Here is an 18,748-nt window from a genome sequence, read left to right on the forward strand (position 1 = left end):
CCGTCCATTCGTTGAGACGGAAGCAATAGGCGAGCCAAATCGTCAGCACGCAAAAGGCGGAATCCACCAGCAATGCCAGTGCGCGTTTGGCAGCGCGCGGCATTGCCAGAAGAGGGGCGACGAGCGCCTGCATCGGCACTAAGAACCATCCCGAGCGTGGCGTCTCAGTGGGGGTATTTTCAGGCATTGCTTACCGGCGTCTCGCGATCAAATGGACAACACCTTCTTGTCATTTTCTGCAACGAGCGCAACTGAAATAATCGGAAAGCGCGGCCTTTCGAACCGCTTATCTATCTGAGGTAGGCAAGTTAATGCGTGATTCCCTTTCGGCGGATCACCTTTTCTGCGGTGAGAAACAGGATGCGCAGATCGAAGCCGAACGAGCGCCGCTCGAGATATTCAACATCGAATTTCACTTTCTCAGGAATCGGCAATTCGTCTCGTCCGTTGATCTGCGCCCATCCCGTCAACCCCGGCAGGAGCTTGTCGACGCCGTGGGCCGTCCGCAATTCGATCAGATCATACTGATTATAGAGCGCCGGACGCGGTCCGACGAAGCTCATCTTCCCCGTGAGAATGCACCAGAGTTGCGGCAGCTCATCGAGGCTGGATTTGCGAAGAAACGAGCCGATGGGGGTCAGAAACCGGTCCGGATTGTCGAGCAGATGCGTGGCGACCGTCGGCGTGTCGATGCGCATGCTCCTGAATTTCGGCATCAGGAAGATCTCATTGAAACGGCCGACACGCTTTGACCAATAGAGCACCGGTCCCGGCGAGGTAAGGCGAACACAGAGCGCGACGACAAGGCTCGGAACGAGCAGCACCAGCGACGCAATGACCGCCAGGAAAAAATCCACCGCCCGTTTCAAACGCATGCTCCCTGCTTCTTCCATTGCCAAGCGGCGCCGTTCCGCTACCCCTGCCCTATCGTCAAAAAGTGTTTTGCCGTCAACTGCAGGATTTCGTCTAAGCACGCTCGTCGACGGCCGAGATGGTCGCTTGTGCTCTTCTGACGCCGTCGCTACGCTGTCCCAATGCGAGGTAGGAAAGACATGCATATTCGAAAAGCGGTATCCGCCGACGCGGAGGAGCTGTGCAGCCTCCTGAACGAGATCATTGCGGCGGGCGGAACAACGGCGCTCGAGACGCCTCTTTCGGCTTCGGAGTTCGCGGATTGGTTCATCGACGGCGCATTCCCCTTGTCTGCCATGTCGCCGAGCAGGATCGGTCGGTTGCAGGCTTCCAGTCGCTCAGCCTTTATGACGACCCGCCGAAAGGATATGCCGATATCGCGACATTTGCCCGTATCGATCCGAAGATCCCCAGAGTCGGTCGTGCGCTTTTTCCCGCAACTCGGGCAGCAGCCGATGAGCTCGGCCTCGCCTTCATCAATGCCACCATTCGCGCCGACAACGTCAGCGGTCTCGCCTATTACGCAAAAATGGGCTTCGAGCCCTATGACAGGCTTGTGCAGGTTCCGCTTCTGAACGGAACACCCGTCGACAGGATCAAAAAGCGTTTCAGGCTTGGCAGCACGCCCCGTACGGCCGTTTGAGAATTTCTAAACTGCTGATACAAAAGCGGGAACCTGCCAACCAGAAGCTATTTGGCCCTTCATTTCCGTCACACTTCGTTAACCATAATAATTTTCGTCAGGACCGTGGAAGCAAATTCATCCTGTCCTCCCTCTGACCGGTAAATTGCGGGCAAGCGCCATCAACATCGGTCCGATAGCGAATTCCCCTCTTTCGGCGCGGCGCGTCAGGTCGCGCAGATAACCGCCGGCGGAGTTGATGTGCCCCGCCCTTTCGAGAACGCAGGCCATGACGGTGGCGGCATTTTCCGGACCCATGATCTCGCAGGCCTGCTCATAGGCCGACGGGCTGACGCCGAGCATCGAGCGCACGACCACGGCCGCCGCCATCAGGTCGCGCCACGTGCCGACCGAGCCTTGCGGCCCATAGGCTGCGATTTCGGGGCAGGCCTGCAGCACGAGCCCCAGCGGGAAGGATTTCAGCCTGTCGTTGGTAGAGGAGGCCGATTTCGTAGTCGCGGCACGCCCGTCCCGCTCTTCGTTTTTCGGTATTCGTGTTATCGGCTCGGCCCAGCCTGCCGATCGATCATCTGCGGTTGCGCCCTGCTTCGTTTCGAAGCTTGGTTCAAGTTCAATAAAGGGATGTGGGTTTGAATTCTGTATGTGCCGCTCAAAATGTTGGGCATTGCCGCTTTGATTTTGAGCTTTAACCTGCATTTCCAATTGATTGACGATTTCTTCGCGCAGCAACTCCAGCTCATCGAGGGTGGTGGCCACTTGATCGGCGGAAGGTGACCGTGGCAGGCGCTCGATGACGGCGCGAAAATGCAGATGGATCTTGTTCCAACCGCCGGCAGCCCCCTCCTCCAAAGCCATCTCGATGAGCTTGGCGATATCACGGCGGCAAAGCGTCAGGCGTTCCCGCAGCCGCTGCAACTGCAGCCGTTCGGCCGCCACCTCGGCCGCCAGCCGTTCGATCTCCTCGGCGCGCACGAGCAACGGAGCCAACGAGAAACCGAACGCCTCGCGGATCTCCCCGCCCTGTTCCTTGCGCGCATAGCGCTTGCCGTTCGGGCTGTCTTTGCGGATGAGCAACCCCGCCTCGATGAGCGCCGCGAGATGACGGCGAATGGTCTGTTCCGCCATGCCATGCGCGCGCAGCGAGAGCTGCGCATTGGAAGGAAAAACGACGAGCCCGCTTTCCCGGGAGAGTTCGCCCTTGGGATAAAAGCTCAGCAAGGCGTTCAGCACAGCGAGCGCCCGGTCGGTGATCCCAAGCAAAGGCTTGGCCTCGCACAGGGCGCGGTAAAGTTTCCACTTGTCGATTGATTGGCCGGGCTCGATCTTTCGGGCCGACGCTTGGCTTGCCAACATGCCAAGCGTCATCGGCCGCCGCCCAAAAGGCGTCGTCACACTTCCGCTTTCCATTCTTTTCGCCTTCTTCAAGGCAAAAGATCACGGCTCACCAAATTCGGTGCCAAAGACTCTTGACTATGATTCGCGGAAATGTGATTCTCTGGGTGTCTAGATCAGAGAGGGCTTCCGCGACGGCAACGTTCGGGGGCCTTTTCTTTTGCTTATTGATCTCCGTTTTTCGTCAAATCCTGTGTCTTCTCGAACGCCTCGTAGAGACGGTCCAGATTGCTGGCGATATAGGCCCCGAAAGCAGATGCCTTCTCGGCCTTCAGCGCGATGGTGAACTGTTTTCCGTCATCCTTGATCTTCGCCTTGACCGCGCCGTCCTGACGCTGCCAGGCGCGAACCGGCTTCGGGCCCGCTATGGATGAGGGTTGCTGCGGCCTTCTGCTGATAAAGGCAACGAGCATGTCGAAACGGGCGTCCGGCTCCGCCGTCTCGAATTCCTGCGACCTGGTGAATTCGATCGCGCGAGCGCCGATAGTCTCGGTCTCGAACCGCACCGACAAATCGTGCCAGCGGTCGCGGCCAGTTGTCTTGGCCGCGCCGATCGCTGCCAGAACCTCGGCCGGAATCCGCTTGGTGACGGACAGCATCTTGGACACCGTCGTCTTGTCGGCGCTGAGCGCGGACATGATCGTTTCCCGGTCGAAACCCAGCGTGTCGAGCTTGTCGGCGAACCTCGTTCTTTCGATGAAGGAAAGATCTGCGCGCGCCGAATTTTCCTGCCCCTGGGCGATGACGTGGTCGCGATCGTCGAGCTTCTTGACCACGGCGCGAACAGGCCGGCCGAGCTCCTTGGCGGCCCGGGCGCGGCGGTGGCCGAAGGCGATCTGATACCGGCCGTCCTTTTCAGGATGCGGACGCACGAGGATCGGCGAATCCTGGCCGCGCAGGCGGATTGCTTCGACCAGTTCGCGGAACTGCTCGTCGGTATGAGCCAGCCTGTCGGTCACGAAGGAATCCTCGATCAGGGCGGGATCGAGATCGATCACCGTCTCACCCGTCGCCAGCTTCTCTTCGATCGCCTTGGCTGCATCGGCCTTGGCAGCCAGCGCGTCGATACTGCGCGTCACGGCGCCGAGAGCACCGATCCCCTTATAGGTGATCTGCTGTTTCTCGTCCTTGTGAAGCGGCTCGTCCTCACTGTTTACCGCAGTAAACTTCTTGGAATCGTCCATCAGTCCCGAGAGGAGATTCTTACGCGCCATCAGCCCGCTCCCTATTGCAGTTTACCGCAGTAAACTTCCCGGTCATTTCCGCCCCCAAGCCTTGTGGATGAGATCGGAGATCTCGGCGTTGACGGCATCCATTGCTTCCATCGCCCGGTCATAGGTCGCACGGGTAAACTGGCTGCGCTCGACCTCGTAAAGCGTCTGGTTGGTCATGGCGGCATCGGAGATCGCGACGCTGCGCAGCATCGGATTGGTCAGCACATGGTTCTTGAACATCGATCGCATGAAGGCGACCATTTGCGTCTGCGGTCCGTCCTGCGGATCGTAGCGGGTCACGAGGTAACGCAGCCAGTCGAGGTTCATGTTGCCGCCGGCGCCCTTCAGCGTGTTCAGCACTTCGCCGAGCATCTGCAGAAACTGGCACATCGACATGACATCGAGCATCTGCGGGTGGACGGTGATCAGAACCGCCGTCGCGCCGCAGATGGCGCTCATGGTGAGAAAACCGAGCTGGGGAGGGCAGTCGATGATGACGATATCGTAATCGTCTGCCACCGAAGAGAGCGCCTCGTCCAGCCGCGCGAAGAAGACGCGTCCATAGTCACCGGTCTTGCCCTGGGCGAGGACGCGCGGCGTATCATGCTCGAATTCCATCAGTTCGAGATTACCCGGCACCAGATGAAGGTTCGGGAAGTTCGTCGGCCGGATGATCTCTCTCAGCGGCCGCCGCTGATCGTCGTAGCGAATGGCGGCGTAGAGCGTCTCATTCTCGTTGACGTCGAATTCCGGCTGGAAGCCATGGATGGCGGAGAGGGAAGCCTGCGGGTCGAGATCGACGGCGAGGACGCGATGACCGGTAAGCGCAAGGTGCTGGGCAAGGTGTGCGGCAGTCGTCGTCTTGCCGCTGCCGCCCTTGAAGTTGACGACGGCCACGACCTGCAGATGTTCGTTGCCGCGGCGATGGGGCAGATAATGTGTTCCCGCACGCGCATGATGCTCCAGGAAAGCGCGCATCTCTTCCATCTGCTCCGCCGTATAGGAGCGGCGGCCCGAGGGCGTGACCTGGGGAAGGGTGCCCTTGCCTTCCAGCGATAAATTGCGAAGATAGCCGCTGGTGACGCCGAGGAAGCGCGCGACTTCGGCCAACTGAAATTGCCGCAGGCCCTTCAGCGCGCGCGGCGGAAACATTTCCAGCCGATGCTGCTTGAGCTTGTCGGACAGTTCCTGCGCCTGACCAATAATCAGCTGGTCGACATCAGAAATTGCCTTTTCTATCTGCGGCGCCATATTCATGGAAATCTCGAAAATGCGATTTAAAAGCCCTGCGCACTATGAAAGCGCATTTAGCGCCGATTCTGAACGAGTCGCAAGGCAAATAGGGTTAACAAGACCCTATCGCGAGGTTGTCCAATCTTTTTCAAAGGCTTGAGTCCGCCAACAGGCCGCGGTCCGGTGGGTAACTTCGCATGCATCTGCCGACTCGCCTGAGCCGCAAACCGGCATCATAACCGATCACAATGCGTCGGAATCGAAATATCGAGAATGGTCGCAGCCGTGATTACCGCTGCGGGCCCGCAGCGGCCAAGTGCATCTGCTCGACACCAACGCGGGCGGGGGGGGCATCACCCGCAATGCCCAGAACTTCTCGGTTATCTCCCGGGCGGATGGACGCCATCCGGCAAAGAGCCCCCGAATGTTGCGCCGTTGCTTTCTGCCTGGGCCATTGCATTTACCAGCGCGATGATCGTTTCGCGAATATTCTGGTCTGCGATCTTCAGGAAGGCGCGGTTGAGCACCAGACCCTCTTTCGTCCTGAGGAATTCAGTCACCGGATCTCCATTCGCCGGCAGGTCCAGCCCCTGCAGCGTCAGCGGTTCGGAATCGCCCTGCTCGAAGAAGAAGCTCGGCGAGGTGTGAAGCACTTCGGCAATCCGCTGCAGGCGGCTCGCGCCGATGCGGTTGATGCCCTTCTCGTATTTCTGAACCTGCTGAAAGGTCACCCCGATCTGATCGGCGAGCCGCTCCTGGCTCATTCCGAGCAATTGCCGACGCATTCTTATGCGGGCGCCGACATAGCTGTCTATTGCATTGGGTGTCTTGACATTCATCGCGTGTTTTCAGCCTCGATCGCATTTTCAATCGGCGCAGCTGTAGTATCCCCCGCGCTGCTTTTCCATGGCTGTTTTCACATAGCATATCCGACATGCGATTGATCGCGACGGACTGTGATATGAAAACCGCCATGCGAGACCGGAACTCAGCGAAATCCGATCGGCGGAAGAATAAATCGAACAAAATCCGTACCGATACTGTTAAAACTGGGCTGTGCTTGCCGCCCGGCTTACGTTAAATCCACTGAAGCGACCGCCGCTCGAGTGTCTCCCGGCCCCGATCGCTCGAAAATCCGTAAAAAATCGATGCGGCACGGCACTGAACGTGCCTGTGCAGGAGGAATATTCATGGCAACCGTTGCCGAGAGCGCGCCTCGTTTTGAAAAGACAACCATGTCTATCCTGATGGCGGTCAGCTTCTGTCATATGCTGAACGATATCATGCAGTCGCTGCTCGCCTCGCTCTATCCGCTGTTCAAGGCGAACTACGATCTCGATTTCGTTCAGATCGGCCTCCTCACCATGACATTCCAGGTCACAGCTTCGCTGCTGCAGCCGCTGGTCGGCATCGTTACCGATCGCTGGCCGATGCCCTATTCGCTGCCGGTCGGCATGGCGAGCACGTTTTGCGGCCTCATTCTTCTCGGCAACGCCGGCAACTTTTCGCTGCTGCTGGTCGCCGCAAGCCTGATCGGCTTCGGCTCCGCGGTCTTCCATCCGGAATCCTCGCGCGTCGCCCGTCTTGCCTCCGGCGGCCGTCACGGCTTTGCGCAGTCCTTTTTCCAGGTCGGCGGCAATGCCGGCCAGGCGATCGGCCCGCTGCTTGCCGCCTTCATCGTGCTGCCGCTCGGCCAGCACAGCGTCTCCTGGTTCTCCGCCATCGCCATGGTCGGCATGATCGTGCTGAGCTGGGTCGGAAACTGGTACATGAGCCACAGGCGCCAGAACGCCAGCAAGCCGGCGGTAAGCAGAGCCCTGCCGCTGCCGCAGAACAGGGTCGTCTGGGCGCTGCTGATCCTCGTGCTGCTGACGGCGACGAAGAACGTCTATATGGCGAGCGTGTCGAGCTACTTCACCTTTTACGTCATCGACAAATTCCAACTCAGCGTGCAGCAGGCGCAGCTGATGCTCTTCCTCTTTTTAGGCTCGGTCGCCGTCGGCACTTTCCTCGGCGGGCCGATCGGCGATCGCTTCGGCGCCCGTTTCGTCATCTGGTTCTCGATCCTTGGCGTCATTCCTTTTGCCCTGCTCCTGCCTTATGCCAATCTTTTCTGGACAGGCGTCCTCAGCATCGTGATCGGCCTAATCTTCGCCTCGGCCTTCTCGGCGATCGTCGTCTTCGCACAGGAACTGGTGCCCGGGCGCGTCGGGCTGATTGCCGGCGTGTTCTTCGGCTTCGCTTTCGGGGCAGGGGGGCTCGGCGCAGCATTGCTTGGCGATTTCGCCGATACTCATGGCATCGATTTCGTCTACCGGATTTGCTCCTACCTGCCGCTGCTTGGTCTCCTGACCGTCTTCCTGCCGCGCATTCCCAAGCAGAAGCCGGCCTGAGCCGGTCGCCCGCAGAGAAAGACGCGTTCACGCCCGGAATATCGCCGATATTCCGCGCGTGATGCTTCCGCGATTTCACCCAGCGGGCTGCGGATGGGACGCACGTATTTTTCCTCTCCTATCGCGAAGAGGGATCGCCATTCCTTTAATCCACTATTTTTATAGATAATATTCGTGCCAATAATGACGTCGGTCCCGGTACGATATTGGAAGGAAATGGCATGTCTGCTCTGAAACTGGTCGGCCTCGCCGGTAGCTTCAACCGCCCCTCGAAGACTTTCGCGCTTGTCGAAAACGTCGCCGGCCTCGCTGCTGAAAGATACGGCTTCGAGAACACCCTCTATGACCTGACCGACGTCGGCCCTTCGCTCGGCCAGGCGCTGCGCCGTGACGATCTCGACAGCCGCGCCAAAGAGGTCATCGACGACATCGTCAACGCCGATCTTCTGGTCATCGGAGCGCCGACCTACAAGGGCAGCTATCCCGGTCTCTTCAAGCATTTGATCGACCTGATCGACCCGCATGAGCTGCGCGCCAAGCCAATCGTCATCACCGCGACCGGCGGCGGTGACCGGCATGCGCTGATGGTCGAGCACCAGCTGCGGCCGCTCTTCGGCTTCTTCATGTCACACACGCTGCCGACCGCGGTCTATGCTTCCGACCGTGATTTCACCGATTATCGCGTCTCATCCGAGCCGCTTTCCAAGCGCATCGGAGAGGTCATCGGCGAGCTGTCGGCCTTCTTTCCCATCCAAAACCGAGCGCTTATCGCTGCCGAGTGAAGAGTGCCCAAATAGGTTCGAACCGGCGCCCTCGGGGCGCCGTTTCATTTTTTAGAATGTGCTTACGAGCCGTAATAAATCCACAAATTTAATGGAAATTTATCCTGCCGATATCGATGGCGCGGCAAGAGTTTTTCCGGCCTTTCCAATACATCAGACTTTCGTGCTTCGCTCGCGATCCGCGCATTTGCAATGATCAGCCTGCTCGGGGCGTTCGGCCTCATTCAGTCAGACGGGATATACAATGACCAAGAACAAAAACCTTCACGGCTTTCACTTTTCGCGCCGCGCCGCTCTTGCGGCCGTCGCCGTTTCCGCCGCCGCGCTTTTCACCTTTGCAGCACCCGCTCCTTCCTTTGCCGAGGACAAGTCGATCAAGGTCGGCATCATGGCCGGCGAGGATGAAGATGTATGGCGGGTGGTCACCAGCGAGGCGGCCGAGAAGGGCCTCAAGATCGAAACCGTCATCTTCAACGATTACACGCAGCCGAACGAAGCGCTGGAGCGCGGCGAAATCGACGCCAACGCCTTCCAGCACCAGCCCTATCTTGACAATCAGGTCAAGCAGCACGGCTATCATATCGCCCCTGTCGGCTATACCGGCGTCTGGCCGATCGGCCTTTACACCAAGAAGTACAAGTCCGTCGCCGAAATCCCAGAGGGCGCCGTGATCGGCGTTCCGAACGACCCTTCGAACGAAGGCCGGGCGCTCCGCGTTCTCCAGAATGAGGGCCTCATCAAGCTCAGCGAAGATGCGGGGATTCTCGCGACGGTCGCCGACGTTACGGAGAACCCGAAGAAGATCGAGATCAAGGAGCTCGATGCCGGCATCGTCGGCCGCTCGATCGATGATCTCGATGCCGGTGTGGTCAATACCGACTGGGCGCTGAAGAGCGGTCTTTCGCCGGCCGAGCGCATTGCACAGGAACCAATCGCCGACAATCCGTACCGCAACTTCATCGCGGTCAAGGAAGAGAACAAGGATGCCGACTGGGTCAGGACGCTGGTGTCTTCCTATCAGAACGACACCGTGAAGGCTGAATTCGACAAGGTTTACAAGGGAACGGGTCTCAGCGCCTATTGATCCGAGATAAGGCCGGGGTTAAGGCCTGCCGAGAGGCGGCCCGGGCGTTTCTTGCCCGGGCCGCCTTCGGTGTTTGTAAGGAAAAGCACATGAATTCGTTTGTTTCCACCACCGAGGTCGAGGCACAGCCGCAAGCTGGCGCGGCCGAAGAAGTGGTGAGACTGACCGACGTCAAGCGGCGGTTCGGAGCGACGGCTGCGCTCGACGGCATTTCGCTGCAGGTGAAGAGAGGCGAAATTCTCGGCATCATCGGCCGCAGCGGCGCCGGCAAATCGACCTTGATCCGCTGCCTGAACGGGCTGGAGCGCGCTGACAGCGGCGAGATCCGCATCGAAGGCCGCGACATCACCGGCCTTCAGGAACAGGAGCTGCAGCCGCTGCGCCGCCGCATCGGCATGATCTTCCAGCATTTCAACCTGCTGTCCGCCAAGACGGTCGAAGATAATGTCGCGCTACCGCTGAAGATCGAGGGCGTTGCGAAGGCCGAGCGCCTGAAGCGGGCGCATGAGTTGCTCGATCTCGTCGGTCTTGCCGACAAGGCGAGGGCCCATCCGGCGTCGCTCTCGGGCGGCCAGAAGCAGCGCGTCGGCATCGCGCGGGCGCTTGCGGCACGCCCGGCGCTGCTCTTGTCCGACGAGGCGACATCCGCGCTCGATCCCGAGACGACCCGGTCGATCCTGGCGCTGTTGAAAGACATCAACCGTAAGCTTGGACTGACGATCCTGCTGATCACGCATGAGATGGAAGTCGTGCGCGGCATTGCTGATCGCGTCGCGGTCATCGATGCCGGGCGGATCGTCGAGGAAGGGCAGGTCTGGTCGGTCTTCGCCAATCCGGAGCAAGCGATCACAAGGAGCCTGCTCGGCGGTATCCGCCCGCAGCTCCCTGCCCATATTGCCGGCCGGCTTTCGGCAACGGGAGGAAGCGAGGCGATCCTCAGCATCGATCTTGCCGGACCTGAAGCCCAAGGCGCTCTTTTTGCCGATCTTTCAGCTGCGCTGCCCCGTTCCTTCCGCCTCGTTCACGGTGGAATCGACCACATTCAGAACCAGCCGGTGGCGCGGTTCTTCATCGCCGTTCCCACCCGCGATCCCGCGCTCGCCGGGAAGGTCGAACAATTCCTGACGTCCCGGTCGGCCCGGGTAGAGGTGCTTGGTTATGACACCGATCATGTTTGAACTGCTTCTTCGTTCGCTTTGGGAGACGGTTCTGATGACCCTCGCCTCGGGTGTGATTTCGCTCGTCGCCGGCCTGCCGCTCGGCCTTGCGCTTGTCGTCACGGCGCGCGGCGGCATTGCCGAAAATCTCTGGATCAATCGCGCGCTCGGTGCTGTCGTCAACGGCTTCCGCTCCGTGCCTTTCATCATCCTGCTGGTGGCACTGATCCCGCTGACGCGGCTGATCGTCGGCACGGCGCTCGGCACCTGGGCAGCCATCGTGCCGCTCGCCATCGCCGCAACACCTTACTACGCCCGCATCGCCGAAGTATCGCTGCGTGAGGTCGACCGTGGGCTGATCGATGCCGTGCGCGCCATGGGCGGCAATCGCTGGACGATCGTCCGCGAAGTGCTCGTGCCCGAAGCGCTGCCCGGCATCGTCGCCGGCTTCACCGTCACGCTGGTCACTCTGATCGGCGCTTCGGCCATGGCAGGCGCGATAGGCGCCGGCGGCCTCGGCGATCTCGCCATCCGCTACGGCTATCAACGCTTCGAAACCGATGTGATGATCGCGGTCGTGGCCGTCCTCATCGTCCTCGTCTGCGGCATCCAATGGGTCGGCGACCGGCTGGTGGCCAAACTGGATCATAAATAGATCCAGGGCAGAAGCTTGCGGCGGAACGCGCGCCGTGAATGCTTTGCTGCGCGAATTGTCCTAAGGCTGTATCGCATCAAGCGCCTGTGAAATGATAAGGTGCGGATCAAAAAGCCGGAGGAGACGCATGACGAAGAAGACGCTGTCGGATTGGGCGGAACTTGCGCAGAAGGAATTGCGCGCCGCGCCCGAAACGCTGACCTGGCAAACTCCGGAAGGCATTGCCGTCAAGCCGCTCTATACGGCCGAGGATATCGATGGCGCCGAACATCTCGGCTCGCTGCCGGGTTTTGCGCCCTTTACCCGCGGCCCGCGTGCGACCATGTATGCCGGGCGCCCCTGGACGATCCGCCAATATGCCGGCTTCTCCACGGCGGAGGCCTCGAACGCCTTCTATCGCAAGGCGCTGGCCGCCGGCCAGCAGGGCGTTTCCGTCGCCTTCGATCTCGCCACCCATCGCGGCTATGACAGTGATCACCCACGCGTCGAAGGCGATGTCGGCAAGGCGGGTGTGGCGATCGACAGCGTCGAGGACATGAAGATCCTGTTTGACGGCATTCCGCTGGAGAAGATTTCCGTCTCCATGACCATGAACGGCGCGGTCATCCCGATCCTCGCCTCCTTCATCGTCGCAGGTGAAGAACAAGGCGTTTCGCGATCCGACCTATCGGGCACGATCCAGAACGACATCCTCAAGGAGTTCATGGTCCGCAACACCTATATCTATCCACCCGAACCCTCGATGCGCATCGTTGCCGACATCATCGAATATACGGCAAGGGAGATGCCGAAGTTCAACTCGATCTCCATCTCCGGCTATCACATGCAGGAGGCCGGAGCGACACTGGTGCAGGAACTCGCCTTCACGCTTGCCGACGGCCGCGAATATGTCCGGGCCGCCATCGCCAAAGGCCTCGATGTCGACGATTTCGCCGGCAGGCTCTCCTTCTTCTTCGCGATCGGCATGAACTTCTTCATGGAGGCCGCGAAACTGCGCGCCGCCCGGCTGCTCTGGACCCGCATCATGGAGGAATTCCAGCCGAAGAAGGCGTCGTCGCTGATGCTGCGAACCCACTGCCAGACCTCCGGCGTGTCGCTGCAGGAGCAGGACCCTTACAACAACATCATCCGCACCGCCTTCGAGGCGATGTCGGCCGTGCTTGGCGGCACGCAGTCGCTGCACACCAATTCCTTCGACGAGGCGATCGCGCTGCCGACGGAATTTTCCGCCCGCATCGCCCGCAATACGCAGCTGATCCTTCAGCACGAAACCGGCGTGACGAATGTGGTTGATCCGCTGGCCGGCTCCTATTATGTCGAGAGCCTGACGAAGGAACTTGCCGACACGGCATGGGCGCTGATCGAGGAAGTCGAGGCGCTCGGCGGCATGACAAAAGCCGTCAACGAGGGCTTGCCGAAACGGCTGATCGAGGAGGCTGCGACCCGACGCCAGGCGGCGGTCGACAAGGGCGAAGAAGTCATCGTCGGCGTCAACAAATACCGCCTGGAGACCGAGCAGGAGATCGACATCCTGGCGATCGACAACGCCGCCGTGCGCAGCGCGCAGGTCAGGCGGATCGAGGAAACCAAGCGGCGGCGCGATAGCGCAAAGGCCGCAGAAGCGCTTGCCGCACTTTCAGAGGTCGCCCGCAGCGGCAAGGGCAACCTGCTTGCCGCCGCCGTCGAGGCGGCGCGCGCCCGCGCCACCGTCGGCGAAATCTCCGACGCGATGCGGCAGGCCTTCGGCGATCATGCGGCAACGCCCGAGGTGATCAAGGATGTCTATGGCGATGCCTATAGAAGCGAGCCGGAACTTGCCGTGCTCAAGACCCGCATGGCGGAGGTGACCGATGCCATGGGCCATCGGCCGAAAATCATGGTCGCCAAGCTCGGCCAGGACGGCCACGACCGCGGCGCCAAGGTGATCGCCTCGGCCTTCGGCGATATCGGCTTCGACGTGCTTGCCGGACCGCTGTTTCAAACACCTGATGAAGCCGCCCAGATGGCGCTCGGTCAAAAGGTCAATGTTATCGGCGTTTCATCGCTCGCAGCCGGCCACAAGACGCTGCTGCCGCAGTTGATCGACAGCCTGAAGGCGCAGGGCGGGGGCGAAATTATCGTCGTCTGCGGCGGCGTCATCCCGCAGCAGGATTATGAATTCCTGCACGAACACGGCGTTGCCGCCGTGTTCGGTCCGGGCACAAACGTTCTGGAAGCCGCGAACTCCGTGCTCGATCTGCTGCAAGGCAGGCGGCGGAATCAGTAAGAGGGCGTACCGTTGTTTTCCAGCTATACAACGCTAATGGAGAACGAAGGGGAAAGTGTTTATGCGCCCTCATCAGATAGCCAGATCCGCAATTGGCCGACGGGCTTGAAACCCAGCTTTTTCATTTCGTCTAGAGCTTCACCGCGATCATATCCGACAAGGGGCGAATCGACAGAAAAGGTGATAGTGGCCAATGAAATTGCATCTTGGAAGGCCTGCGGCGTACCAGCCAAACTAAAAATATTGGAGATCCCTACAACCTGCGGCGATCGATTTGCGATGCATCCCGCATCAAATGCGTCGCCGGCCAGTCGACCGTAGATGTGCATGTCGGGATCGGAAAGCAGGGCAGAAGTGAAGACGTTGGCATTGGTCGGGCTACCAGACTTTTTCCAGGAACGTTCCCAGCGATCCAGCGCAGCCGCCTCGCGAACGCGTACCCAACCTTGAGGCGCACTGAATAAACTTTTATGTGGTTCAGCCCAAATCCATGATGCGGAAAACAACAACCGAAACCCGTTGTTGTTAAGATCTAACTTGGAATAGCTGTCTTTGATTCCAGGTCGCCGTCCTAGCCGATCTGTTAGCCGATCGATTTCAATCAGCTGCTCCTCTGTTGCATCCCGGTCGAGGGTCGTCATGTTAGAATAGTATGGAGGTGCGACTGCATCACTTGTCCAAAATGCGCCGGTTCGCTGATCAGGCAATCCATGGGCACGGAATATTGCCTGATACAGGTCGGCATTGTTAGCGGCACAAAGGCGCACTTTTTCTTCATCTGAGCGTTCGTGGCTACCGCTTTGTAACGAGCTATTTTTCATAGCAAACCTGTTGGTCAGAGCGGCTGACACCAAGCCGGTGCATTTCGCGACAAGCTATGCGCTCAATAACTTACAGTAATCCGCGCTTTGCGAGATTCCCCATCAACGCCGAAATACCGAATGTCCAGGGCGGGCATTCGGTGGAGAGGCGCACCGTGTTGACGAGCGCGCCGAGGCCAGCCGAGGAAATCTCGACGACATCGCCGATCTTGTGGGTGAAGCCTTGCTTCGGCGCGTCGCGATCCTGCGTCGGCGCAAACAGCGTGCCGAGAAAAAGCATGAAACCGTCAGGATATTGATGATGGCGGCCGAGCGTCTGTTTGACGAGATCGGTCGGATCGCGGCTGATCTGCGACATCGAGCTCTTGCCGTTGAGCACGAAGCCGTCCTCGCCGGTGACCTTCAGGTCGAGTTCGGCCTTGCGCACGTCATCGAGGCCGTAACCGGCATCGAACAGTCGGACGAAGGGACCGATCGAGCAGGAGGCGTTGTTGTCCTTGGCCTTGCCGAGCAGGAGCGCCGAGCGGCCCTCGACATCGCGCAGGTTGACGTCGTTGCCGAGCGTCACGCCCTTGATCTCGCCGCGGCTGTTGACCGCCAGCACGATTTCCGGCTCGGGATTGTTCCAGGTCGAAATCGGATGCAGCCCGACATCAGCGCCCCAACCGACCGAGGAGAGCACCGGCGCCTTGGTGAAGACCTCGGCATCCGGGCCGATGCCGACTTCGAGATATTGCGACCACATGCCCTCATCGATCAGGGCCTGTTTGACCTTGGCCGCCTCGGGCGAACCGGCCTTGAGATTGGTGAGGCTGCCGCCGATCAGCGCGCTGACGCGTTCGCGGATCGAGGCGGCGCGATCGGGATTGCCGGCTGCCTTCTCCTCGATGACGCGCTCGATCATCGACTGGGCGAAGGTGACGCCGCAGGCCTTGACCGCCTGCAGGTCGGCGGGCGCAAGCAGATAGGGGCGTGCGGTATCCGGCGCTCCGGTGCTGTTGGCAGCAACCTCCTCAAGCGGGCCGATCGCCTTACCGTTTGCGGCACGGACGAAGCCGGCGGCATCCTCCCTTTCGAGCAAGGCGCTCAGCGTCGGTGCCTCGCGCGAGGTAATGTCGATCAGCATCCCCTCACGAAGCGTCACGATGCTCGGGCCGGCAGCCTCAGGGCTCCAGACGCGGCCGACAAACAGACCACCCGAAGCGGCGGCATCGAGAAGGGGATGAGACATGGTGATCCTCCGTCACAGGCAAGCGGGGAGCGCTCTTTGAAAATTTTCGAAGTCATTGCCGCCCTCCAGCCCGGCGGCGGCCGAAATCGATCACATTCATGGAGATCGGGCAAGATACGCCGGGGAAAAAGACTTTCGCCCGATCGGATCGAAACGCGGATCTCCAATCGTACGTGCGGCAAAATAACTATTTAGATACAAAATAATCGTTATTTTTCACATGCTTAATCAGGCGCTTGGGCGATTTCGCCGCTGTTCTCGCCTTGACAGGAGCCAGCTTTCGTTATCTGTTTTGGCCGAAATGGAGGATGCCGGCGTGGCCGGTGCCAGGAAAATCCCGGGAGGATATTGCAGCGATGTTGAGATTTGCCGTCGTCGGAATCGACCATGGGCATACGTTCGATCATGTGAAGGGATTGCTCGCCGCCGGCGGCGAGTTCGTCGGCTATTGCCCGCAGACCTCCGTGCCGGCACTGCGGGAAGCCTTTGAAAAGACTTATCCCGACGCGCCGCAGATCGACCGGGAGAAGCTGTTCGACGATCCCTCGATCGACGTCATCTGCATTTCGGCTATCCCGCGCGATCGCGCCGGCCTTGCCATCCGCGCAATGAAAGCCGGCAAAGACGTGATGACCGACAAGCCTGGTGTTACCACCTTCGCCCAGCTCGAAGAGGTCAAGCGCACCGTCGCCGAGACCGGCAAGATCTTTTCCATCTGCTTTTCCGAGCGCCATTGCGTGCGCTCCGCGGTCAAGGCCGGCAAGCTGGTAAGGGAAGGCGCGATCGGCAAGGTGATCCAGACGCTCGGCGTCGGTCCGCACCGGCTGCAATTGCCGACCCGGCCGGACTGGTTTTTCGATCCGGAATATTTCGGCGGCATCATCGTCGATATCGCCTCCCATCAGGTCGATCAGTTCCTGTTCTATACCGGCTCGACCGCAGGCGAAGTCATCGCCAGCTCGATCGGCAATTTCGGCATGCCCGACAAACCCGCCTTCCAGGATTTCGGCGAAGTGCTGCTGCGCTCCAACAGGGCGGCAGGTTACGTCCGCGTCGACTGGTTCACGCCGGAGGCGCTGCCGACCTGGGGTGACGGACGCCTGACCATCCTCGGCACCGAGGGTTATATCGAGCTGCGCAAATACATCGATATCGCCGGCCGGCCGGGTAAGGATCACCTCTTCCTCGTCAACGGCAAGGAGATGACCCACATCGATTGCAGCGGCGAAAAGCTCGATTATTTCGATGCTTTCACTGCCGATGTCGGCAATCGCACGCAGACGGCGATGACACAGGATCATGTTTTCGAAGTCTGCCGCCTTTCGCTCGAAGCCCAGACGAAAGCCGCGCGCATCGGCGCTCGCTGAGGAGGATATCATGACCAGAAAATTACGCGTCGGCGTCATCGGCGCAGGCATCGCCGCGCGGCATCTGACCGGCTTCGGCTGGAACAAGGATCTCTTTGAAGTTCCGGTGCTCTGCTCGCTCGACGAGGATCGCGGCAAGGCGCTCTGCGAGGAATTCGCCATCGGCGAATATACGCAGGATGCGGAATCGCTGTTTGCTCGCGACGACCTTGATATCATCGACATTTCGACGCCGCCGAGCTCGCATTTCGAGCTTTGCCGCAAGGGCATCGAATCCGGCAAGCACGTGATCTGCGAAAAGCCGCTGTTCGGTTCGATCGCCGAGGTCGACGAGATGGAGCGCATCCTCGCCCGCTTCCCCGGCAGGAAGCTGATGCCGATCTTCCAGTATCGATACGGTTCCGGCTTGCAGAAGCTGAAGCTGCTGATCGAGCAAGGCCTTGCCGGCAAGCCGTTCCTGACGACGATCGAGACGCATTGGTGGCGCGGCCCGGATTATTATGCCGTGCCATGGCGCGGCAAATGGGCGACCGAGCTCGGCGGCGGTCTTCTCGGCCACGCCATCCACGCCCATGACATGCTGAACTATGTGCATGGCCCCTGCGCCGAGGTGTTCTCCTATGGCGCCACCCTGGTCAATCCGATCCAGGTCGAGGATACGGCGGCCCTTTCGGTGAAGATGCAGAACGGCTCGCTGGCGACGCTGTCGATGACGCTCGGCTCGCGCAAGGAGATCTCGCGGCTGCGCTTTTGCTTCAACGACCTCGTCGCCGAAAGTATCATCGAACCTTATACGATGGGCCGTGATCCGTGGACGTTCGTCGCCGGGACAGAGGAACATCAGGCGCGGATCGATGAGGCGCTCGCTGGCTACGTGCCCAGCGAGGATGGCTACACCCGCCAGTTCGAACTCTTCCACAAGGCAATCGCCGAGGATACCGACCCGCCGGTGACGCTGCAGGATGCCCGCAATTCGCTGGAACTGGTGACGGCCGCTTATTTCTCGCAGCGCACCGGGCAGCCGACGCCGATGCCGATCGCCGCCGATCATCCGCTCTACCGCTCCTGGCTTCCGGAAGAAGAACGACGCGCGGCCGCGAGCGTCTGAGAAGGCGAGGGGCTCCCGTGCTGAAATCCTTCGAGCATGTCGGCATGACCGTCAGCGACATGGACCGCACCGTCGCTTTCTATTGCGGCCTGCTCGGCCTGCGCCTGCACTTGCGCAAGAAGATGGCCGACGGCTCCGAGGTCACCTTTCTCGATGCGGGCGGTGGCATGCTGGAAATTTCCGCGCCGGCCGGCGGCGCGGCAAGGGCGGTGGATGTTCCTGATGGTACGGCAGGTCTGCGCCATCTGACCTTCCTGTTCGAAAGCGTCGATGAGACCTTCGCCCGGCTGGAGAAGGCAGGCGTCGAGATTAAGGAACGGCCGCGCCTGGCGGTCAATGCCGAGGTGCTGCACAAGATCGCTTTCCTGCGCGATCCCGATGGCATCCAGATCGAGCTTGCTGAGAAGAAGTAAGCCATCTGCCATTGGCCTCAGCTACTTCCTTAAATGCGGAAGCCTAAAAGCACGTTGAACAATGCCCTTATGACCAG

Annotated in this window: 17 protein-coding genes and 1 pseudogene; 10 read left to right on the forward strand and 8 right to left on the reverse strand. The window is 60.1% G+C overall.

Features of this window, described 5'->3' with window-relative positions; genetic code table 11:
• Nucleotides 1-187 (reverse strand): hypothetical protein (locus tag ATY76_RS34105; RefSeq protein ID WP_141105002.1); only part of this gene is annotated, 187 nt, incomplete at its 3' end.
• A 121-nt stretch (nt 188-308) separates the two neighbouring features.
• Entirely contained in the window at nt 309-875 is a 567-nt protein-coding gene (locus ATY76_RS10675; RefSeq protein ID WP_088674742.1) for a sugar transferase, read from the reverse strand.
• Nucleotides 876-1,052: 177 nt separating this feature from the next.
• On the opposite strand from ATY76_RS10675, the pseudogene ATY76_RS10680 reads away from it, so the two are divergent.
• Nucleotides 1,053-1,555 (forward strand): annotated as a pseudogene (locus tag ATY76_RS10680) (GNAT family N-acetyltransferase).
• Nucleotides 1,556-1,672: 117 nt separating this feature from the next.
• On the opposite strand, the gene repC reads toward ATY76_RS10680, so the two are convergent.
• The 4 genes from repC to ATY76_RS10700 all read right to left on the reverse strand — a co-directional run bounded on the left by repC (nt 1,673) and on the right by ATY76_RS10700 (nt 6,233).
• Entirely contained in the window at nt 1,673-2,962 is a 1,290-nt protein-coding gene (repC, locus tag ATY76_RS10685) for a plasmid replication protein RepC (RefSeq protein ID WP_088674743.1), read from the reverse strand.
• 149 nt (nt 2,963-3,111) lie between these two features.
• Complete coding sequence (gene repB, locus ATY76_RS10690; RefSeq protein ID WP_088674744.1) at nt 3,112-4,161, reverse strand: plasmid partitioning protein RepB; 1,050 nt, start codon at nt 4,159-4,161, stop codon at nt 3,112-3,114.
• Between the two features lie 42 nt (nt 4,162-4,203).
• Nucleotides 4,204-5,418, reverse strand: a complete 1,215-nt coding sequence (gene repA, locus ATY76_RS10695) for a plasmid partitioning protein RepA (RefSeq protein ID WP_088674745.1) — start codon at nt 5,416-5,418, stop codon at nt 4,204-4,206.
• Nucleotides 5,419-5,774: 356 nt separating this feature from the next.
• Nucleotides 5,775-6,233: a helix-turn-helix domain-containing protein gene (locus tag ATY76_RS10700; RefSeq protein ID WP_088674746.1), complete on the reverse strand. Its 459-nt coding sequence runs from the start codon at nt 6,231-6,233 to the stop codon at nt 5,775-5,777.
• Between the two features lie 351 nt (nt 6,234-6,584).
• On the opposite strand from ATY76_RS10700, the gene ATY76_RS10705 reads away from it, so the two are divergent.
• From ATY76_RS10705 to scpA, 6 genes are all read left to right on the forward strand, one after another.
• Nucleotides 6,585-7,787 carry an MFS transporter gene (locus ATY76_RS10705; protein WP_088674747.1) on the forward strand — a complete coding sequence of 401 codons (1,203 nt, stop codon included), beginning with the start codon at nt 6,585-6,587 and terminating at the stop codon, nt 7,785-7,787.
• Between the two features lie 221 nt (nt 7,788-8,008).
• Nucleotides 8,009-8,569 (forward strand): FMN reductase, encoded by a 561-nt coding sequence (gene msuE, locus ATY76_RS10710; protein ID WP_088674748.1) that lies wholly within the window; start codon nt 8,009-8,011, stop codon nt 8,567-8,569.
• A 244-nt stretch (nt 8,570-8,813) separates the two neighbouring features.
• Nucleotides 8,814-9,653 (forward strand): MetQ/NlpA family lipoprotein, encoded by an 840-nt coding sequence (locus tag ATY76_RS10715; RefSeq protein ID WP_088674749.1) that lies wholly within the window; start codon nt 8,814-8,816, stop codon nt 9,651-9,653.
• 89 nt (nt 9,654-9,742) lie between these two features.
• The gene (locus tag ATY76_RS10720) at nt 9,743-10,831 is read left to right on the forward strand and encodes a methionine ABC transporter ATP-binding protein (protein ID WP_088674750.1); all 1,089 of its coding nucleotides are present in this window, start codon (nt 9,743-9,745) and stop codon (nt 10,829-10,831) included.
• Nucleotides 10,812-11,465, forward strand: a complete 654-nt coding sequence (locus tag ATY76_RS10725; RefSeq protein WP_088674751.1) for a methionine ABC transporter permease — start codon at nt 10,812-10,814, stop codon at nt 11,463-11,465. The genes ATY76_RS10720 and ATY76_RS10725 overlap by 20 nt, the downstream gene beginning before the upstream one ends.
• A gap of 127 nt (nt 11,466-11,592) precedes the next feature.
• Nucleotides 11,593-13,731 carry a methylmalonyl-CoA mutase gene (scpA, locus tag ATY76_RS10730; protein WP_088674752.1) on the forward strand — a complete coding sequence of 713 codons (2,139 nt, stop codon included), beginning with the start codon at nt 11,593-11,595 and terminating at the stop codon, nt 13,729-13,731.
• Between the two features lie 59 nt (nt 13,732-13,790).
• Here scpA and ATY76_RS10735 read toward each other — a convergent pair whose 3' ends face one another.
• Entirely contained in the window at nt 13,791-14,552 is a 762-nt protein-coding gene (locus tag ATY76_RS10735) for a hypothetical protein (RefSeq protein ID WP_088674892.1), read from the reverse strand.
• A 70-nt stretch (nt 14,553-14,622) separates the two neighbouring features.
• Nucleotides 14,623-15,783, reverse strand: coding sequence for a fumarylacetoacetate hydrolase family protein (locus ATY76_RS10740; RefSeq protein WP_088674753.1), 1,161 nt, complete (start codon nt 15,781-15,783; stop codon nt 14,623-14,625).
• A gap of 356 nt (nt 15,784-16,139) precedes the next feature.
• On the opposite strand from ATY76_RS10740, the gene ATY76_RS10745 reads away from it, so the two are divergent.
• From ATY76_RS10745 to ATY76_RS10755, 3 genes are read left to right on the forward strand one after another with little or no spacing between them, the layout of a single operon-like run.
• Complete coding sequence (locus tag ATY76_RS10745) at nt 16,140-17,150, forward strand: Gfo/Idh/MocA family oxidoreductase (RefSeq protein WP_088674754.1); 1,011 nt, start codon at nt 16,140-16,142, stop codon at nt 17,148-17,150.
• A gap of 10 nt (nt 17,151-17,160) precedes the next feature.
• Nucleotides 17,161-18,258: a Gfo/Idh/MocA family oxidoreductase gene (locus ATY76_RS10750; RefSeq protein ID WP_088674755.1), complete on the forward strand. Its 1,098-nt coding sequence runs from the start codon at nt 17,161-17,163 to the stop codon at nt 18,256-18,258.
• Nucleotides 18,259-18,275: 17 nt separating this feature from the next.
• On the forward strand, nt 18,276-18,671 hold the full coding sequence (locus ATY76_RS10755) for a VOC family protein (protein ID WP_088674756.1): 396 nt from the start codon (nt 18,276-18,278) through the stop codon (nt 18,669-18,671).
• The last annotated feature ends 77 nt before the right edge of the window (nt 18,672-18,748 follow it).

The organism is Rhizobium sp. R339, from assembly GCF_002211395.1.
GTDB lineage: Bacteria > Pseudomonadota > Alphaproteobacteria > Rhizobiales > Rhizobiaceae > Rhizobium.